The 18,562-nt window shown below is 61.9% G+C and carries 14 protein-coding genes; 10 read left to right on the top strand and 4 right to left on the bottom strand.

Going from position 1 to position 18,562, the window contains the following annotated elements:
- Together IGS55_RS07390 and IGS55_RS07385 are read left to right on the top strand one after the other, a co-directional pair.
- Window positions 1–786 (top strand): competence/damage-inducible protein A, encoded by a 786-nt coding sequence (locus IGS55_RS07390; RefSeq protein ID WP_230515694.1) that lies wholly within the window; start codon window positions 1–3, stop codon window positions 784–786.
- A 364-nt stretch (window positions 787–1,150) separates the two neighbouring features.
- Entirely contained in the window at window positions 1,151–4,279 is a 3,129-nt protein-coding gene (locus tag IGS55_RS07385) for a transglycosylase domain-containing protein (protein WP_230515693.1), read from the top strand.
- A 51-nt stretch (window positions 4,280–4,330) separates the two neighbouring features.
- Here IGS55_RS07385 and IGS55_RS07380 read toward each other — a convergent pair whose 3' ends face one another.
- Complete coding sequence (locus tag IGS55_RS07380; RefSeq protein WP_230515692.1) at window positions 4,331–4,936, bottom strand: glutathione S-transferase family protein; 606 nt, start codon at window positions 4,934–4,936, stop codon at window positions 4,331–4,333.
- A gap of 130 nt (window positions 4,937–5,066) precedes the next feature.
- On the opposite strand from IGS55_RS07380, the gene IGS55_RS07375 reads away from it, so the two are divergent.
- Window positions 5,067–6,413 carry a TAXI family TRAP transporter solute-binding subunit gene (locus tag IGS55_RS07375; protein ID WP_230515691.1) on the top strand — a complete coding sequence of 449 codons (1,347 nt, stop codon included), beginning with the start codon at window positions 5,067–5,069 and terminating at the stop codon, window positions 6,411–6,413.
- Window positions 6,414–6,426: 13 nt separating this feature from the next.
- Here IGS55_RS07375 and IGS55_RS07370 read toward each other — a convergent pair whose 3' ends face one another.
- From IGS55_RS07370 to IGS55_RS07360, 3 genes are all read right to left on the bottom strand, one after another.
- Entirely contained in the window at window positions 6,427–6,711 is a 285-nt protein-coding gene (locus IGS55_RS07370; RefSeq protein ID WP_230515690.1) for a helix-turn-helix domain-containing protein, read from the bottom strand.
- Window positions 6,708–7,058 carry a type II toxin-antitoxin system RelE/ParE family toxin gene (locus IGS55_RS07365; RefSeq protein ID WP_230515689.1) on the bottom strand — a complete coding sequence of 117 codons (351 nt, stop codon included), beginning with the start codon at window positions 7,056–7,058 and terminating at the stop codon, window positions 6,708–6,710. The genes IGS55_RS07370 and IGS55_RS07365 overlap by 4 nt, the downstream gene beginning before the upstream one ends.
- 157 nt (window positions 7,059–7,215) lie before the next feature.
- A complete protein-coding gene (locus IGS55_RS07360; protein ID WP_230515688.1) occupies window positions 7,216–7,677 on the bottom strand; it encodes a rhodanese-like domain-containing protein in 462 nt (153 codons plus the stop codon).
- 385 nt (window positions 7,678–8,062) lie between these two features.
- On the opposite strand from IGS55_RS07360, the gene glnA reads away from it, so the two are divergent.
- The 7 genes from glnA to IGS55_RS07325 all read left to right on the top strand — a co-directional run bounded on the left by glnA (window position 8,063) and on the right by IGS55_RS07325 (window position 18,502).
- The gene (gene glnA, locus IGS55_RS07355; protein WP_029496182.1) at window positions 8,063–9,478 is read left to right on the top strand and encodes a type I glutamate--ammonia ligase; all 1,416 of its coding nucleotides are present in this window, start codon (window positions 8,063–8,065) and stop codon (window positions 9,476–9,478) included.
- A 146-nt stretch (window positions 9,479–9,624) separates the two neighbouring features.
- The gene (locus IGS55_RS07350; protein WP_442908147.1) at window positions 9,625–10,134 is read left to right on the top strand and encodes a DUF4124 domain-containing protein; all 510 of its coding nucleotides are present in this window, start codon (window positions 9,625–9,627) and stop codon (window positions 10,132–10,134) included.
- Window positions 10,135–10,139: 5 nt separating this feature from the next.
- Complete coding sequence (gene glnL, locus IGS55_RS07345; protein WP_034760227.1) at window positions 10,140–11,228, top strand: nitrogen regulation protein NR(II); 1,089 nt, start codon at window positions 10,140–10,142, stop codon at window positions 11,226–11,228.
- A 48-nt stretch (window positions 11,229–11,276) separates the two neighbouring features.
- Window positions 11,277–12,764: a nitrogen regulation protein NR(I) gene (gene ntrC, locus IGS55_RS07340; RefSeq protein ID WP_230515687.1), complete on the top strand. Its 1,488-nt coding sequence runs from the start codon at window positions 11,277–11,279 to the stop codon at window positions 12,762–12,764.
- A gap of 146 nt (window positions 12,765–12,910) precedes the next feature.
- Window positions 12,911–13,876, top strand: coding sequence for a magnesium/cobalt transporter CorA (corA, locus tag IGS55_RS07335; protein WP_128140454.1), 966 nt, complete (start codon window positions 12,911–12,913; stop codon window positions 13,874–13,876).
- A gap of 134 nt (window positions 13,877–14,010) precedes the next feature.
- Window positions 14,011–15,384, top strand: coding sequence for a GAF domain-containing sensor histidine kinase (locus IGS55_RS07330; protein WP_230515686.1), 1,374 nt, complete (start codon window positions 14,011–14,013; stop codon window positions 15,382–15,384).
- A 301-nt stretch (window positions 15,385–15,685) separates the two neighbouring features.
- On the top strand, window positions 15,686–18,502 hold the full coding sequence (locus IGS55_RS07325) for a TonB-dependent receptor plug domain-containing protein (RefSeq protein ID WP_230515685.1): 2,817 nt from the start codon (window positions 15,686–15,688) through the stop codon (window positions 18,500–18,502).
- Window positions 18,503–18,562 lie beyond the last annotated feature (60 nt).

The following is an 18,562-nucleotide window of genomic DNA, read 5'->3' as shown; positions in this document are numbered from 1 at the left end:
ATGGCTATCGGATTGATCATCATCGGCGACGAAATCCTGTCGGGCAAGCGCACGGACCAGCATTTCCCGAAAGTGGTAAGCATGCTCAAGGCGCGGGGATTGCAGCTGAGCTGGGCGGAATACGTGGGCGACGAGCCGGCCCGCCTGGTCGCCTTGCTCAAACGCAGCTTTGCCAGCGGCGACATCGTCTTCAGCTTTGGCGGCATCGGCGCCACGCCGGACGACCACACGCGCCAGGCGGCGGCCGATGCGCTGGGCTTGCCGCTGGTGCTGCATCCGCAGGGCAAGCTCAATATCCAGCAACGGATCACGGAAATGGGCGAAGAGGCGGGCGTGCCGGCCGATTTGAACTCGCCGGAAAACCTGCACCGCTTGAAAATGGCGGAATTTGTCGAAGGCGCCGAGCTGATTCCGAATCCGTACAACAAGATTGCCGGCTTTGCCGTGCGCGAGCATTATTTCGTGCCCGGCTTTCCCGTCATGTCCTGGCCCATGATCGAATGGGTGCTCGACACGCATTACCCGCACCTGTTCAATCAGGTGCCGCATGCGGAACACGCCTTGCTCGTGTATGAAACGGCCGAATCCTTGCTCACGCCGCTGATGGTGCGCCTGGAAGCGGAGTTTCCGCTGATTAAGGTGTTCAGCCTGCCGAGCGTGGGCGATGCGCAGACGCGCCGGCATATCGAACTGGGCGTCAAGGGCGAGCCCGCGCAGGCCGCGGTCGCCTTTGCGCAGATGTGCGCCGCGCTCGATACCTTGCAGGCGGAATACACCACCATCTGAGATGCGGCCAGCCCGGCGCCGGCGGCTTTTTCGCTGGCGTTCAGCCCGCTTTGCATCTATGTACGCAAGCGTACGTTCCAAGACGTTGTTTTTTTGCGAAAATCTTCAATGAAGCAAGATTTTTGTGTGCGCTCGTCAGTCGTTTTCATGCCGATGTGGTGGAATGGTGAACAGGGGCCTTGCGTGTCGAACGCGGGGTCGCCTGCCTGTGCAGTAGCGTGTTTTTTTGATTCACCGGTATGGACATCATGTTAAGCAAGCTTTGTTGTGACCGGCCCTGGCTGGCCCTCGTCTTATCCCGCGCGGAGCGGTATCGCTACCGCATTTCCCGCGCCGTCCAAATCCAACCTTACCCCAGCATCCCATGAAAGACACAGGCGTCAATCTGGCCGCGCAAGAGCGGCCCCCTTCTGATCCACTCCCCGACACGGGCGCCGAGGCGCCGCCGCCGGCGAGTCCTCCGAAGAAGCGCCGTTCGCGCATCTGGCCGATCTTTGCCATCATCGTGCTGGCGCTGATCGCCGGCGTGGCGTGGTTCGTCATGCGCGAAGTGCGCACCTCGGCCCTGCAGGCGGAATTCTTCACGCGCCTGGACCGCCAACTGGCGTTCAAGGTCGAGCCTGGTCCTGCACCGGCGGGCGCCATCCGCTATCCGCAGCATGGGCCCTACGACGAGCGTCTTGGCTATGCCAGCCTGCCTGATTTCATTACCAAGCTCAACGCGCGCGATTATGAAGTGACGGCGCAGGCGCGCATGTCGCCGAAAATGGTGCAACTGGTCGACCGGGGCATCTTTGCCACGTATCACGAGAAAAACCGCGCGGGACTATCCATCCTCGATTGCCGCGCCGCCCCCCTGTTTTCGGCCAGCTATCCCGAGCGCATGTTCGACGGTTTTGCCGAAGCGCCGCCCGCGCTCGTGCAAAGCCTGCTGTTTATTGAAAACCGCGAGTTGCTCGACCCGGGCACGCCCGAGCGCAATCCGGCCGTGGAATGGGACCGCCTGAGCAAGGCTGTCCTCGACAAGGCGCTGAACCTGTTCGGCGGCCACCGCAGTGGCGGCGGCAGCACCCTGGCCACGCAGATCGAAAAATACCGGCATTCGGAAGACGGGCGCACCAGTTCCATGCAGGACAAGCTGCTGCAGATGATTTCGGCCAGCCTGCGCTCGTACCAGGGTGGCGAAAACACCATGGAAGCGCGGCGCAGGATCGTCGTCAATTACCTGAACACCGTGCCGCTGTCGGCAAAGAGCGGCTTTGGCGAAGTCAACGGCATCGGCGACGGCATGTGGGTCTGGTATGGCCGTCCATTTGCCGAAGTGAAAACTTTGCTCAAGGGTAAGATGGACCAGCCGGGCAGCGCGCTGGCCTACAAGCAGGCGCTGAGTTTGCTGATCGCCCAGCGCCGTCCTTCGCATTACCTGGTGGCCGGCGGCGCCGACCTGGAAGAATTGACCAACAGCCATCTGCGCCTGCTGGCGCAAGCGGGCGTGATTTCGCCGCAACTGCGCGATGCGGCCATCGCCGAGAAGCTGCGTCCGTCGACGGCCTCGGGCGTGCAATCGGAAGCGTCGACCTCGTTCGTCACGCGCAAGGCCTCGAATGCCGTGCGCAACCACCTGGCCGGCATGCTCGGCGATCCGCGCCTGTACAACCTCGACCGCCTCGACCTGAAAGTGGTCAGCACGCTTGACGCGCAGGCGCAAAACGCCGTCACCAAGGTCTTGCGCGAGCTGCGCGACCCGGAAGTGGCGAAAGCGGCCGGCCTGACGGGCAAGGGCATGCTGGGCAATGGCGACCCCGCCAATGTGGTCTACAGCTTTACCTTGCTGCAAAAGGGCGACCAGGCCAACTTGCTGCGCGTGCAGACCGATAACTATGACCAGCCGCTCGACATCAACGAGGGCGCCAAGCTGGACTTGGGTTCCACGGCCAAGCTGCGCACCCTGGTCACGTATATGGACATCATCGACCAGCTGCACCAGCGCTACAGCGGCATGGGCCCCGCCGAGCTGGGCAAGATCGCCGTCGATCCGAAGGACATGCTGTCGCAGTGGGCGATTGCCTATCTGAAACCGTTGGCGCTCGGCGAGGCGCGCAACCTGCCTGCCATGCTGGCGGCCGCCATGGAACGCAAATATTCGGGCAATCCGGGTGAAGGCTTCTTCACGGGCGGCGGCTTGCACCATTTCGGCAACTTCTCCAAGCTCGACGACAGCCGCATCATGACGGTGCAGCAGGCGCTGCGCCAGTCGACCAACCTGGTGTTCGTGCGCCTGATGCGCGACGTGGCCCGCTACTACATGTTTTCGCGCCCCGACTCCTCGGCCTCGCTGCTGGCGGACGCGGACGATCCGCGCCGGGCCCAGTACCTGAGCCGTTTTGCCGACAAGGAAGGGCGCGAATTCCTGCACCGCTTCTACCAGAAGTACCGCGGTAAGAGCGTTGACGAGCAGGAAAAGATCCTGCTGGCCAGCATCCGCCCGACCCCAGTGCGCCTGGCCAATATCTTCCGCACCGTCAATCCGAAGGGGACCGTGGCGGAATTCGGCGATTTCCTCAACGCCAACCTGCCATCGCAAAACGAAGTGCCGCCCGAGCGCGTGGCCAAGATGTACCAGCAGTACGCGATGGAAAACTGGTCGCTGGCCGACCGTGGCTACCTGGCCAATGTGCATCCGCTGGAACTGTGGATGGTGGCGTACCTGCGCCAGCACGAAGGTTCCACCCTGTCGCAGATGGTGGCGGCCAGCGAGAAGGAACGCCAGGAAGTGTATAAATGGCTGTTCAATACGCACCGCAAGCATGCGCAGGACCGCCGCATCGCCAACTTGCTGGAAGTGGAAGGGTTCCTGGAAATCCACCGCCAGTGGAAGAAGATGGGCTACCCGTTCGACTCGCTCGTGCCGTCGTATGCGACCACTCTGGGCGCGTCGGCCGACCGTCCCGCCGCGCTGGCCGAGTTGATGGGCATCATCATCAACGACGGCGTGCGCAAACCGAGCGTGCGCATCGATTCCATGCATTTCGCGGCCAACACTCCTTACGACACCTTGGTCAAGCGGGGCAGCAAGGTGGAAGCGGAGCAAGTGCTGTCGCCGGACGTGGCGAAAGCGGTGGCCAAGGCCATCCGCGAAGTGGTGTCGGACGGCACGGCGAAACGGGCGAAGACGGCATTTGTCGGCGCCGACGGCGTGCCGATCCCGATGGGCGGCAAGACGGGTACGGGCGACCAGCGTTTCGACGTGTATGGCGCCGGCGGCCGCCTGATCGAATCGCGCTACGTGAACCGTTCGGCCACGTTCGTGTTCAATATCGGCGAGCGCTTCTACGGCAGCATGACGGCGTATGTGCGGGGACCGGAATCGAAAAACTACGATTTCACAAGCGCCTTGCCCGTGCAACTGCTGGTGTCCCTGGCGCCGAGTCTGATGCCGCTGATCGAAGCGCCTGCGCCGGCCGAAGGCGTGGCCAAGCAGTGTACGAATTAGCCGCTGGCAGGCGGTTGTGGCAAAACGCCGGCGTTCGCGCCGGCGTTTTTTTTAGCCGGCAAACACGGCCGTCTTGTCCGCCAGGCGCGCATGGTAGGCGGCGATGGCCGGATACCCGGGGCGTTGCATGGGAGCCATCAGCCAGCGCTTGACGGACAGGCCCAGCACGATATCGGCCAAGGTAAATTGCTCGCCGCAGACGAAGGCACCCGTGCGCTGCAGCTGCTGTTCCAGCACGCCCATCATCTTGTTCCAGCCGGCGATACCGGCCGCCAGCTGCGCCGCATCCTGGTGCGTCGGGCTCTGGCGTACCAGCGACATGAAGGCGTAGCGCCAGCTGTTGTTCAGGTCGCCCATTTGCCAGTCCATCCATTTTTCCACTTCCGCGCGGGCGCGGGGCGTGCTTGGGAGCAAGTCGTCGCGGCCCGCCTGGGAGCACAGGTAGCGGCAAATCGTGTTCGATTCCCACAGCACCAGGTCGCCATCGAGCAGCACGGGTACCATGGCGTTCGGGTTCAAGGCGAGGAAAGCCGGGTCGTCGGTGCTGCGAAAGCCGCTCCCCCAGTCTTCGCGCTCGTACGGCAGGTCGAGTTCCTCGCACGTCCACAGGACTTTGCGGACATTGATCGAGGCGGCTTTTCCAAGAATTTTCAGCATGCGGGGCTCCAGAGGCAGGTGGTTGATCTGCCACTGTAGCGGATTTGGCCACGCCGCGCATGTGAAAGTGCCTTGCATAGTTGAGCTTTTCTTGGCATCGTAGCCACCCATGAAACCTATGCGCCACCACATGTCCAAAATCCTCGCGTTCAGCCGCTTTTCCGTGCGCGATTTCCTCGCCACCGCCGGTCCCACCTTGCTGCTGGTCGGCGCGTTTTGCGCGCTCGCTTACTGGTTGGTCGACCCGGCGCCGCCGCGCCAGGTAAGCCTGTCGACGGGGCAGGACAATAGCGCGTATGAAGAGTTCGGCAAAAAATATGTGGTCACCCTGGCCAAGCACGGCATCAAGGTGACCTTGCAGCCGTCGCTGGGTTCGCAGGACAACCTGCAGCGCTTAAATGGCGGCAAGACCGATATCGCCTTCGTGCAAAGCGGCTCGACGGAGCACGAGGATGCCGAGCGCCACGGCCTGATTTCCCTGGGCAGCCTGTTTACGGAACCTGTCTGGCTCTTTATGCGCGAAGACAAGGCGGTGGCGGAGCTGGCGCAATTGAAGGGCATGAAGATCAACCTGGGACCGGAAGGCACGGGCGTGCCCGGCCTGTTCCGGCAGTTGCTGTCCGTTAATGGCGTGGAGGCGAACGAGCTGACGGTGAGCGACTTGCAAAACACGCCTGCCACGGTGGAGCTGCTGGAAGGGCGCATCGACGGACTCGTGTTCAGCTCGGCCCCGGAAGCGCCGCTGATCCAGATGCTGTTGCAAACGCCGGGCATCAAGCTGTTTGATTTTTCGCAGGCGGAGGCGTACACGCGGCGTTTGCCTTTCCTCACGCATGTCGTCTTGCCGCGCGGCATAGTCGACCTGGGGCAGAACATTCCCGCGCAGGATTATCATCTGATCGCGCCAACGGCCACTTTGGTCGCGCGCGAAGATTTGCATCCGGCCCTCGTCGACCTGTTCGTGCAGGCGGCGGCCCGCATCCATGGCGGCACGGGCTGGTTCCAGCAGCAGGGGCAGTTCCCGTCCGCGCGCTACACGGAAATTCCCGTGGCACCGGAAGCGCTGAAATTCTACAAGGATGGCGCGCCCGTGCTGCAGCGCTATATGAGTTTTTGGCTGGCCAATTTCTTTGACCGTATGTGGGTGCTGGTGGTGGCCTTGGGCGCCTTGATCCTGCCCCTGTCGCGCGTCGTGCCGCCCTTGTATGTATGGCGCATCCGCTCGCGCGTGTACCGCTGGTATGGCCAGCTGCGCACGGTCGAGCAGGCGCTGGAAGACGTGCCGCCAGAGCAGCGCGCGCAAGTGTATGCGGAGCAATTGAAGCGGCTGGACCAGATCGAGGACATGGTCAACCAGATCTCGATTCCCCTGTCGTTTGCCGATGGCCTGTATGGCTTGCGCAGCCATATCAATTTCGTGCGCAAGCGCATATTGACCCTGATGGGCGAGCATCCCGAGGCAGGCGAGGCGGCCTGAGCGCTTAAGTCGCTTAAACGAGGGTGACCGACAGCTTGCGTCCAAGCAGCGCGGCGGCCCGCTCCAGCGTGGAGAGCGTCACGTCGCTGCTGGGGTCGAGCAGGCGGTCGAGCTGCGAGCGGCTCGTCTGCAACAGGTCCGCCATGCGCGTCTTCGACAGCGATTGCGCCTGCATCGCCTGCGTCAGTTGCCAGGCGATCACTTCCTTGATGGCGCGGGTTTGCGTTTGCTCAAAGATGCCTTCTTCCTTGAGGAAGTCGTCGAGGCTGCTGCCGAGATGGGGGGCTGTGGCGTTCATGTCAGTTCCTTGTAGCGTTTGCGGGCCAGCGCCAGGTCGTCTTCCGGCGTCGTCCGGGTTTTCTTGATAAAGCCGTGCAGCGCCACCAGGCAATCGCCATGATGGCAGATCAGCACGCGCGCAATGCGGTTGCCGGGCAAGCTGCTGCGCACTTCCGACAAGCCGTGCCCGAGATGCCGGCACAGGGGCATGCCCACGGGCCAGCGCCATTGCGCATGCATCAAGTCTTGCCCGATCACATGGCGCTCTTCAAGCGGCAAGGACTTGAGCCAGTCGCGCACGGGTTCGCCGCCATTGCCATTCGCGTAGAACAGCAGGGTAATCTGCCGCAAGCCGGAAGCATTCATGACGCGCCTCTACGTTGTACTATATAAGGTACATTATTTCAAGGAGAATTTGCGCCGCAATGGAAGAAAACGGGCGCGCATGGATGGTTGTAGCCGATGGCGGGCCATCGCGTGGCCCGCCAGATCAAACACGGTTCAGATAGTCAGGCGGCCAGCGTCAGGCGCCCAGCCACGGCAGCCCCGCCTTGCACCAGCCGCCGATCTGCTTGCGGTGACCGTCGGCGTCCTTGTCGCCTTCGAAGCCTTCGAGGATGTCGTAGCAGTTCAGGTAGCCGTGTTCGGTCGCCAGTTTGGCCGCGTGGCGCGAGCGCACGCCGGAGCGGCACAGGAACAGCAGTACTTCATCCTTGCTGGCCTGGGCGGCCAGTTGCGCGAGGAAGTCGGGATTCGGCACGCCACCGGGGTAGGTCGCCCACTGCACCGCACCATGCTGGGTATCGGCGATGTCGACCCGTCCCACCCAGTCGCGCTCGGCATTCGTGCGCACATCGATGAGCTTGACGGCCGCATCGCGCTGCAGCAGCTCGTAGGCTTCCTGCGGCGTGACGGCGCCGGCATACGGCGTACCTTCATTGGCCCGGCTGCGGGCGGTGGTCAGGATGTCGGCGGCGGTGGTCATGGCGTCCTCGATGAAAGTGGGTAGGTATGGTCGATTATAGTGCGCCGTCCGCGCCCCGCAAACGGGAAACCACGGTGCACGGCGCATGCACCATAACAAAGCATTTTTCAAGAATCGGAGAAAAGTGCACGATAATGGTGCGTTATTCGTTTTTTGCACTTGCTTAGTGCATTCTTGATTTGACGCAAACGCAGCAGGAAAATCGCGGACAGGAAAACTTTCACTGGGATGCACGGGTTTTGACTTGGGCGGCGACATCCCACCAGAAGCTGGCATGGAATCTGCTATGATCCTTATGAGTTTTGGTGGCACGCAATGTTTGCTTCGCTTCATCAGCCCAGACGCATTAAGGTCGGCTCACCCCACATTCATTTAGGAGATACGCATGGCAATGACAGCCGCAGAAGTCTTGAAGATGGTAGAAGAAAACGAAGTCAAATTCGTTGATTTCCGCTTTGCTGATACCCGTGGTAAAGAGCAGCACGTAACGGTTCCCGTGTCGCACTTCGACATGGACAAATTCGAGTCGGGCCACGCCTTTGACGGTTCTTCGATCGCTGGCTGGAAAGGCATTGAAGCGTCCGACATGATCTTGCTGCCGGATCCAAACACGGCCAATATCGACCCGTTCATGGAAGAAACGACCCTGTTCATGCAGTGCGACGTGATCGAACCGTCGGACGGCAAGGGCTACGACCGCGACCCGCGCTCGATCGCGAAACGCGCTGAAGCCTACCTGAAATCGTCGGGCATGGGCGACACCGCCTACTTCGGCCCTGAACCGGAATTCTTCATCTTCGACAGCGTGCGCTGGAAGATCGACATGTCGGGCTGCTTCGTCAAGATCGGTTCGGACGAAGGTTCGTGGTCGACCGGCAAGGACATCGAAGGCGGCAACAGCGGCCACCGTCCTACCGTCAAGGGCGGCTATTTCCCGGTGCCACCAGTGGACAGCTTCCAGGACATGCGTTCGGAAATGTGCCTGATTCTGGAATCGCTGGGCATCCCGGTTGAGGTACATCATCACGAAGTGGCCGGCGCCGGCCAGAATGAAATCGGCACCAAGTTCTCGACCCTGGTCGAGCGCGCCGACTGGACGCAAAACCTGAAATACGTGGTGTGGAACGTGGCGCACAGCTATGGCAAGACCGCCACCTTCATGCCGAAACCTATCGTTGGCGACAACGGTTCGGGCATGCACGTGCATCAATCCGTATGGAAAGATGGCAAAAACCTGTTCGCTGGCGACGGCTATGCCGGCCTGTCCGATTTCGCCCTGTACTACATCGGCGGCATCATCAAGCACGCCAAGGCACTGAACGCGATCACCAACCCGGGCACCAACTCGTACAAGCGTCTGGTACCAGGCTACGAAGCTCCAGTGAAACTGGCGTACTCGGCGAAAAACCGTTCCGCCTCGATCCGTATCCCGCACGTGGCCAATCCAAAAGGCCGCCGCGTCGAAGCGCGCTTCCCGGATCCACTGGCGAACCCGTACCTGTGCTTCGCCGCACTGCTGATGGCTGGCCTGGACGGCGTTGCCAACAAGATCCATCCGGGCGAAGCCGCCTCGAAAGATCTGTACCATCTGCCGCCGGAAGAAGACGCACTGATCCCTACCGTGTGCGCTTCGCTGGAAGAAGCCCTGGACGCACTGGACAAGGACCGCGAGTTCCTGACCCGTGGCGGCGTATTCAGCGATTCGATGATCGATGCTTACCTGGAACTGAAAATGCAGGACGTGCAGCGCATGCGCATGACCACGCATCCTGCCGAGTTCGATATGTACTACTCGCTGTAATGGCGCCACGCCGGCAATGTGCCGGTAGTGAATAAAAAAACGCGGGTGAGGCGATGGTCTTGCCCGCGTTTTTTGTTATGGCGCCATAGTGCGTTGTTGTATAGTCGGCCCAGGAACGATGCGGCACGCGCCGACAGGAGTGGAGATTGACCAAGCATTACAGAATGGCGCTGATGGCAGGATTGCTGGGCGCGGCAGCACAGGCGCACGGGCAGCTGTATGTATGCGCCGATGCGCAAGGACACAAGACGTACACGGACAAGCGGGCTGGCGCGCATTGCCAGCTGCTCGATTTGCCTGGCGCCATGACGGAGCCGCCACGCAAGACGGCGCCGCTGGCCGGCGCGCCTGCGCGGCCCGCCACGCAGGCGGCGGCCACGGCGGCGCCCGCCGCCGGCGCGTTTCCCAAGGTCGATGGCGCCGAGCAGCGCGCGCGCGACCTGGACCGGCGCCAGATCCTGCAGGACGAATTGCGCAGCGAAGAGCAGAAACTGGCGGCGCAGCGCCTGGAGTTCAACGGCGGCCAGCCCGAGCGCCAGGGCAATGAGCGCAATTACGCGAAATACCAGGAACGAGTGGCGCAGTTGAAGGACAACATCAGCCGCACGCAGCAAAATATAGACGCCCTGAAACGCGAGATCGCGAATATTCGGTAAAGCACATGACACTAGACAACCATTCCAGTCGCCCGGCCCACCTGGCCGGCCTCGATTTGCTCGCTTCGGCCGTGATCCTGCTCGACGGCGACGGCCGCATCAGCTATGCCAACGCGGCGGCGGAAAACCTGCTGGAAAGTTCATTGAAAGCCCTGTCGCGGCAAAAGCTGACGGCGCTGTTCTTGAATCCCGACGAGCTGGCCGGCATTTGCGCGCAGGCGCTCGAACATAAATTTTCCGACTTGCGCCAGGACCTGACTCTGGAGCGCCTGGGGCGCGAGCCGCTGCGCGTGCACAGCATCATCAGCGCGCTCGACGCGCCGCGCGACGGCGTGCTGATCGAGCTGCGCGAAAACGTGCAGCAGCTCAAACTCGACCGCGAGGAGCGCATCCTCGACCAGAGCCAGGTCAACAAGGAGCTGATCCGCAACCTGGCGCATGAAATCAAGAACCCGCTGGGCGGCATCCGCGGCGCGGCCCAGCTGCTGGAGCTGGAATTGCCGGCCCTGCACCTGAGCGAACTGCGCGAATACACGCAGGTGATCATCAAGGAAGCGGACCGCCTGCAAACCCTGGTCGACCGCCTGCTGGCGCCGCACCGCCGCCCGCATATCGTGGGCGACGTGAATATCCACGAAGTGTGCGAGCGCGTGCGCAGCCTGATCCTGGCCGAATTTCCCAGTGGTCTGACCATTTCGCGCGATTACGATGCCTCGATTCCCGAGTTTCGCGGCGACAAGGAGCAACTGATACAGACCGTGCTCAACATCGCGCACAACGCGGCGCAAGCGCTGGCCGAACGCATCGAGGCAGGCGATGCGGAGCTCATTTTCAAGACGCGCGTGGCGCGCCAGGTGACCCTGGCCAAGGTCCGCTACAACCTGGCATTAGACTTGCATATCATTGACAATGGACCGGGCATCGCACCCCAGATCCGCGACCGGATTTTCTACCCGCTGGTGTCGGGCAGGGAAGGCGGCAGCGGGCTGGGGCTGACCTTGGCGCAAACCTTCGTGCAACAGCACCTGGGCGTGATCGAGTGCGAAAGCCGGCCTGGATACACCGATTTCAGGATCGTTCTACCCTTGCCATAAGCGAGGAGGTATCCCACCCATGAAATCCATTGCGGGACGCACACACTAATGAAGCCAATCTGGATAGTTGACGACGACGAATCAATCCGCTGGGTGCTGGAAAAAGCCCTGGCGCGGGAAAATCTCGCCACCAAGAGTTTTGCCAATGCGCGCGACGCCATCGCCGCGCTGGAATTTGACACGCCGCAAGTGCTCGTGTCCGATATCCGCATGCCGGGCGCGTCCGGCCTGGAATTGCTGCAGACGGTCAAGTCGCGCTTTCCCGGCTTGCCAGTCATCATCATCACGGCCTTTTCCGACCTCGACTCGGCCGTCGCGGCTTTCCAGGGCGGCGCCTTCGAATACCTGGCCAAGCCTTTCGACATCGACAAGGCTGTCGAGCTGATCCGCCGCGCGCTCGAAGAGAGCCTGCGCGAGACGAGCGTCGAATCGGGCCCGTCGGAAACGCCGGAAATCCTCGGCCAGGCGCCGGCCATGCAGGAAGTCTTCCGCGCCATCGGCCGCCTGTCGCAATCGAACGTGACGGTGCTGATCACGGGCGAATCCGGTTCCGGCAAGGAACTCGTGGCGCGCGCGCTGCACAAGCACAGTCCGCGCGCGGCGCAGCCGTTCATTGCCCTCAATACGGCGGCGATCCCGAAGGATCTGCTCGAGTCCGAACTGTTCGGCCACGAACGGGGGGCGTTCACGGGCGCGCAGACGACGCGCCGGGGCCGCTTCGAGCAGGCCGAGAACGGCACTTTGTTCCTCGATGAAATCGGCGACATGCCGTTCGACCTGCAGACGCGTTTGCTGCGCGTGCTTTCCGACGGCCATTTCTATCGCGTCGGCGGGCATCAGCCCATGAAGGCGAACGTGCGCGTCATTACGGCCACGCACCAGAACCTTGAGCAGCGCGTGCGCGACGGCCTGTTCCGCGAAGACTTGTATCACCGCCTGAACGTGATCCGCCTGCGCCTGCCCAGTTTGCGGGAGCGGCGCGAGGATATCCCCATCCTGGTGCGCCACTTTCTGGTGCAAAGCGCGCGCCAGCTGGGCGTGGAAGCCAAGCGCATGAGCGAGCCGACGATGCAGTTCTTGAGCGGCCTCGATTTGCCCGGCAATGTGCGCCAGCTGGAAAACCTGTGCAACTGGATCACCGTCATGGCGCCGGGCCAGACGGTGGAAATCAAGGATTTGCCGCTGGAATTGACGCAGGGGCAGGGCGATGGCGTGGCCACGGCGGCGGGAGAGGCTGCGCCGGCAGCCGTTGCCCACCCGCATGGCGGCCAGGTCTTCGAAGCTGCCGCGCCCGCCAACGGCGCACCGCCGGGCTGGATCGGCTTGCTGGAGCTGCAGGCGGCCGGCATGCTGGGCGCGGGGCAGCAGGAAGTCATGGCCGTGCTGGGACGGCAGTTCGAGTCGGCCCTGATCAAGACGGCGCTCAAGCATACGCACGGGCGCAAGAACGATGCCGCCGTGCGCCTGGGCATCGGCCGCAACACCATCACCCGCAAGATCTCGGAGCTGGGCATCGACGGCGCCAAAGACGACTGATTCCTGTCTGGACGGGGCTCCGCCCCGTCCGCTTCCCCTCCTGGCGTTCCTCGCACGCCACAACACCCACAACAAGTGCAGTCGATAAGGTAAGCTGACGCCTGCCGGACTGTTTCGTCCGGTCTTAACTTTCATTGTGGAACTGTATGCTGATTAACTGCGTGGCCTACCAGGATGGCAAAAAACTGGCCGACTTGCCGATCGACGATATCAGCGATTACGTCGAGCGCCCCGATTGCTTCGTCTGGGTCGCCCTGCTCGACGCCACGCCGGACGAGCTGAAACAGATGCAGCACGAGTTTTGCCTGCACGAGCTGGCCGTCGAGGATGCGCAGCGCGGTCACCAGCGGCCGAAGATCGAGGAATATGGCGACTCCCTGTTTGCCGTTGTGAAAACCGTGGAAATGGTCGAGAACGAGCTGGTGCTGGGCGAAGTCGACATTTTTGTCGGCGCCAATTACGTGCTCTCGTCGCGCAGCAACAGCTCGCAAGGTTTCCTTGGTGTGCGTGCGCGTGCCGAGCGCGAGCCGCATCTGCTGCGCCAGGGTTCGGCCTTCGTGCTGTACGCGCTGATGGACGCCGTCGTCGACCGTTACTTTCCCGTGCTCGACGCGCTCGAATCGGAGCTGGAATTGATCGAGGACCGCATCTTCGACCGTGGCACCGAGCGCGACAATATCGAACGGCTGTATCAATTGAAACGCAAGGTCATGGTCTTGCGCCATGTAGTCGCGCCCCTGATGGAAGCGGTGGGCAAGCTGCACGGCGGGAGGGTGCCGCCGCTGTGCCACGATACCCAGGAGTATTTCCGCGACGTGCACGACCATCTGGCGCGCATCAACGGTACGCTCGACACCATCCGCGACACGATCAGCACGGCCATCCAGGTGAATCTGTCGATGGTGGCCATCGATGAGAGCGAAGTGAACAAGCAGTTGGCGGCCTGGGCCGCTATTTTCGCCGTGTTCACGGCGTTTGCCGGCATCTGGGGCATGAACTTCAAGTTCATGCCGGAACTGGATTGGCAGTATGGCTATCCGGCCGCCGTGGCAGTGATGAGCTGTGTCTGCGGTTATATGTATTACTTGTTCAAGCGCTCCGGCTGGCTATAAAAAATTCCCGTGTATCTGTATTATTAAGCAATAGCCGGGGGTACAATCGCGGCAAGTCCGTTCACCCGGGCCTTTGCTGAGGATCGCCGCGCCGGCAGCTGTGCCTGCGCTTTCCGTGCTGCGCAGGAGCATTCATGAGTATTCCGTTGTTTGATGTGAATTCGCAAGAACCCCTGTTCGATCCCGAGCAGCGTCGCACCCTGGCGGAGGCGGCTCTGCGCTCGATCACCGCCTCGACGGCGCACGCCCGTGGCGACGACTTCCTGCGCATCCTCGTCAAGGACCTGGCCGAAGCGCTCGACGTGCACTATGTGATCGCCGGGCGGCTGGTGCGCATGGACGATGGCAGCGAAGGCATCCGCACCCTGGCCCTGTGGGGCGGTGACGGCTACCAGCCGAATATCGAATACAGCCTGCAGCACACGCCTTGCCAGGACGTGACCTGCCAGAGCATGTGTTTTCACGGCAGCGATATCCAGCGTCGCTTTCCACTTGATAGCCTCCTGGTCGACATGCATGCGGAAAGCTATGTCGGCATGCCGCTGATCGATACCGATGGCAAGACCCTGGGCATCCTGTCGGCCATCGACACGCGTCCCATTGATGAAAACAAGCGCTTGCTGGCCTTGCTGCTGCTGTCGATCTTCTCGGCGCGCGGCGCGGCCGAGCTGCAGCACCAGGAGCGCACCCGGCAGCTGGAAGAAATCGTGCGCGTGCGCACCGAGTCGCTGGTGGCGGCGCAGGCGAACCTGATCGAGCAGGAACAGATGGCGGCCCTCGGTTCGCTCGTGGCCGGTGTCTCGCATGAAGTCAACACACCGATCGGCGTGGCGCTGACGGCGGCCTCGAGCATGGGCAGCTATGCCGACCAGCTGGTGCAGCTGCTGGGCGGCGCCAAGGTCAGCCGCGCCGAACTGATCGACATCGCCGAATCCCTGAAAGGCGCGGCGGCCCTGATCGAGCGCAACCTGGCGCGCGCCGCCGACCTGATCGGCAATTTCAAGCAGCTGGCCGTGGACCAGGTCAGCGAATATGTGGCCGACCTGGCGCTGCACGACTACGTGCACGGCCTGGTGTCGGCGCACAGCCCGGAACTGCGCAAGGCGGCGCTGGGCGTGGAACTCGATATCGCGCCCGATTGCCAGGTGCGCCTGGCGGCCGGCAAGCTGTCGCAAATCCTCTCGAACCTGCTGATGAACAGCGCCCGCCACGGCTATCCGCAGGGTGGCCCGGGCCGCATCACGATACGCGCGCGCATCGAGACGGACGGCGATGACGCGGCGGCGCGCTGGCTGCTGCTGGACTTTTCCGACGACGGCATCGGCCTGGCGCCCGCCGTGCGCGAACATATGTTTGAACCGTTTTTCACCACCAAGCGTGGCCAGGGCGGCTCCGGCCTGGGCATGCACATCGTCTACACCATCGTGCAGCAACTGGGCGGCCAGGTGTGCGCCATCGACTGCACTCCTGGCTGTCATATACAAATCAGGCTGCCGCTGGCCAGCTGACACCGCGCGGCCTCCCGGCTAGCCGGGAGAGGCCGCCCTATCCAAGCCGCCTCCGTTTTTCACATGTTGTATGTACGTCATACGCATGCTGAGTTCTGTTGACACTCATATTCTTGCCGTGATTCTATGTAGTTGTCTAGTTGACTTTTAGTCGCCTAGTGCCATTTCTGTACAAGTGTCCCAGCGAACTTCACGGTGCCTGACCGGGTGCCGTGCGAGACGTTTCCTTTAGATGAACGAGTGCAATCCGGGTAGCAAATCCGGAGTCATATATAACCGTACAAATGAAAAAGGGTTCACCATGCTTAAAGAAACCGTCATATCTCGTGCTGTTCGCATCGTCTGCGCCGGTGGTGTCGTTGCCGCCATGTCCGTTGTTTCGCAGTCCGCGATCGCACAAGATGCGCAGGGCGCCGATGCGCAAATCCAGCGCGTCGAAGTTACCGGCTCGTCGATCAAACGTATCGCGGCCGAAGGCGCCTTGCCGGTCACCGTCCTGACCGCTGAAGCCATCCGCACATCGGGCGCCACCTCGGTCACCGATCTGGTCAAGAAGCTCTCTTCCGCCCAGGGTGCCACCAGCGAAAGCTCCTCGGTTGGCGGCAGCACCTTCGGCTTCTCCGGGATCTCCGTGCATAACGTGGGTGAGACGCGTACGCTCGTCTTGCTGAACGGTAAACGCCTGGCCCAGTTCGGCGGCCAGACGTTGACGGGTTTCGCCGCCGGTTTCGACTTGAACTCAATCCCTATCTCGGCAATTGAACGCGTGGAATTGCTGACCGATGGCGCCTCCGCCCTGTACGGTGCCGATGCCATCGCCGGGGTGGTTAACTTCATTACCAAGCACGATACGACGATCGGTGATGTGACCATCGGTTATTCCGCACCCAAAAACGGTGCGCGTGAGAAACGCATCAGCGCTACCAAGGGCTTTGGCAACCTGGACGAAGATGGCTACAACGTGGTGCTGACCTTTGGCCACGACGAGCGCGACAAGCTCGCTTCCGTCGACCGCAAGTTCGCCAGCACGGGCAAGGTGCAATTCTCGGCCAATGGCAAACGCTATCAGAAGCAGCAGTTTTCGGCCAGCCCGATTCCTGCCAATGCCACCGATGACAATGGCCAGCTGATCAGCCCTTACCAGAAGGCCAACGGTTCCTGCCCGGAAAAGACGTTCCGCGTGATCGAACCGTATAACGATGGCAGCGGCCTGGCCGATGACTATTGCGGCTATGACTTCACCAAAGACCTGGAAATCTATCCGGAGCGCAAGCGCGACAACTTCATGGCGTCGGGCACCTTCAAGATCGCCGGCCAGGAAGTGTATGCGGACGTATTGCTGTCACGCACCAAACAGACTTCGCGCATCGCTCCCGTACCTGGCGCGATCGCCGTCGATGCGGGCACGCCGCTGCATGACAAGTATTTGGTACCAGCGGGTATCACCGGCGATAGCACGGCATTCTACCGCTTGTTCGACATGGGCCAGCGTACCTCGAAAGATACGGCAGATTTTGCCAGTGTGGTGGTCGGCACGCGCGGCATTCTCGCGGGCTGGGACTATAACGCTGCCTATAACTTCTCCGAAAGCCGCGTAAAAGGCAGTATTTCCGGCTATCCTGGCGCCATTGCTGTCAATAACCTCACGTCGAGCGGCTTGCTCGATCCTTTCGTCGGCCCGGGCAAGCAGTCCCCTGCGGCACAGGAAGCCATCAAGTCGGCCGCGTACTCCGGTTACTGGGACGGCGGCACTTCGCGCCTGCAGACGATTAACCTGAATGGCTCGACGGAACTGCGGCGACTGCCTGGCGGCGCGATGATGCTGGGTATGGGGGTGAACATCAACCGCGAGGAATTCTCCGCCAAGCCAAGTCCGTTTGCGCAAGGCATACTGGCTGACCCCGTGAAGGGCACCTTGTGCGGCGGCACGACAGGGCTGGAATGCGACCAGCGTTTCGGCGACGCGGCCAGCAGCCAGCCGTACAGCGCCAGCCGTACGTCGAAGGGCATTTTTGGCGAAGTCATCGCCCCTGTGCTGAAAGAGCTGGAGCTGGGCGCCGCCTTGCGTTTCGATGAATTCTCGGACTTTGGTGGTGCGACCACGGCCAAGGCCAGCTTCAAGTGGACGCCGGCACCCACCTTGTTGATCCGCGGTTCGGTCGGTAATGGCTTCCATGCGCCGACAGTGCCGCAAGTCAACGCCTTGCAGCGCGGCTATGGCGTCACCAGCGACAAGTACACGTGCTCGCCAGCTTTGCAGGCGATCGCCACGCGTCTCAATGCGCAATGCCAGCCAGGCAATCGCCAGTACGACCAGCTGGCCGGCGGCAACCGCGAATTGCAGCCTGAGAAATCGAAACAGGCGACCATCGGCTTCCGTTACGAGCCGATCAGCGCCATCACCCTGGGCGCCGACCTGTGGCATGTGCAGATCCGCGATTCCTTCGGCCAACTGACCGAACAGCTGGTATTTGCCAATCCGGCCAACTTCCCGAAATCCTGGGGCGTCAACAAGGACGTAGGCACGGGGACTACCTACCTGGCCTTCCTGGCTGACAACCAGAACTTGGGCAAGTCGTTTGCCACCGGTGTCGATATCGATGTCAGCGCCCGTTACCGCTCCGGCATCGGCCTGTTCACGTCGCAGCTGAACGCGACGCAAATGCTGCGCGAGGATGTGCAGCTGGAACGCGATGGCAAGTATTATTCGGCGCTGGGCAATTTCGCCGATCTGGGTTCGGTGACGTTCCGCACGCGCGGCCAGTGGACGAACACCCTGAAAACGGGCAATTGGTCCAACTCGCTGACCGTCAATTTCCTGTCCGGCTACAAGGACCAGGAAACGTCGGTTGACGTGCTGGACGCGTCGGGCGCCGTGACGGGCCAGGAAAAGATCCGCATGCAGGTGGGTTTCTATTCGACCCTCGACTGGCAAACGGTATGGACCCCAAGCAAGAGCTGGGTCCTCACCGCCGGCGTGCTGAACCTGACCGACAAGAGCCCGCCATTCGTGCCATCGACGGCCGGCGCGAACCGCGGCCAGCAATTTGGCTATGACGATCGCTACTACGATCCGCGCGGCCGTACGGGCTACCTGAATGCCTCGTACAAGTTTTAAGAAAGGTACGCAGGCATCAAAAAACCGGCACTGAGTGCCGGTTTTTTTCCGTCCCGCCGT

The sequence above is a fragment of the Janthinobacterium sp. EB271-G4-3-2 genome (assembly GCF_020858035.1).
In the GTDB taxonomy this organism is placed as follows: domain Bacteria; phylum Pseudomonadota; class Gammaproteobacteria; order Burkholderiales; family Burkholderiaceae_D; genus Janthinobacterium; species Janthinobacterium aestuarii.
The sequence above is the reverse complement of the archived record's forward strand: the minus strand, read 5'-3'. Positions and strand labels throughout refer to the sequence as shown.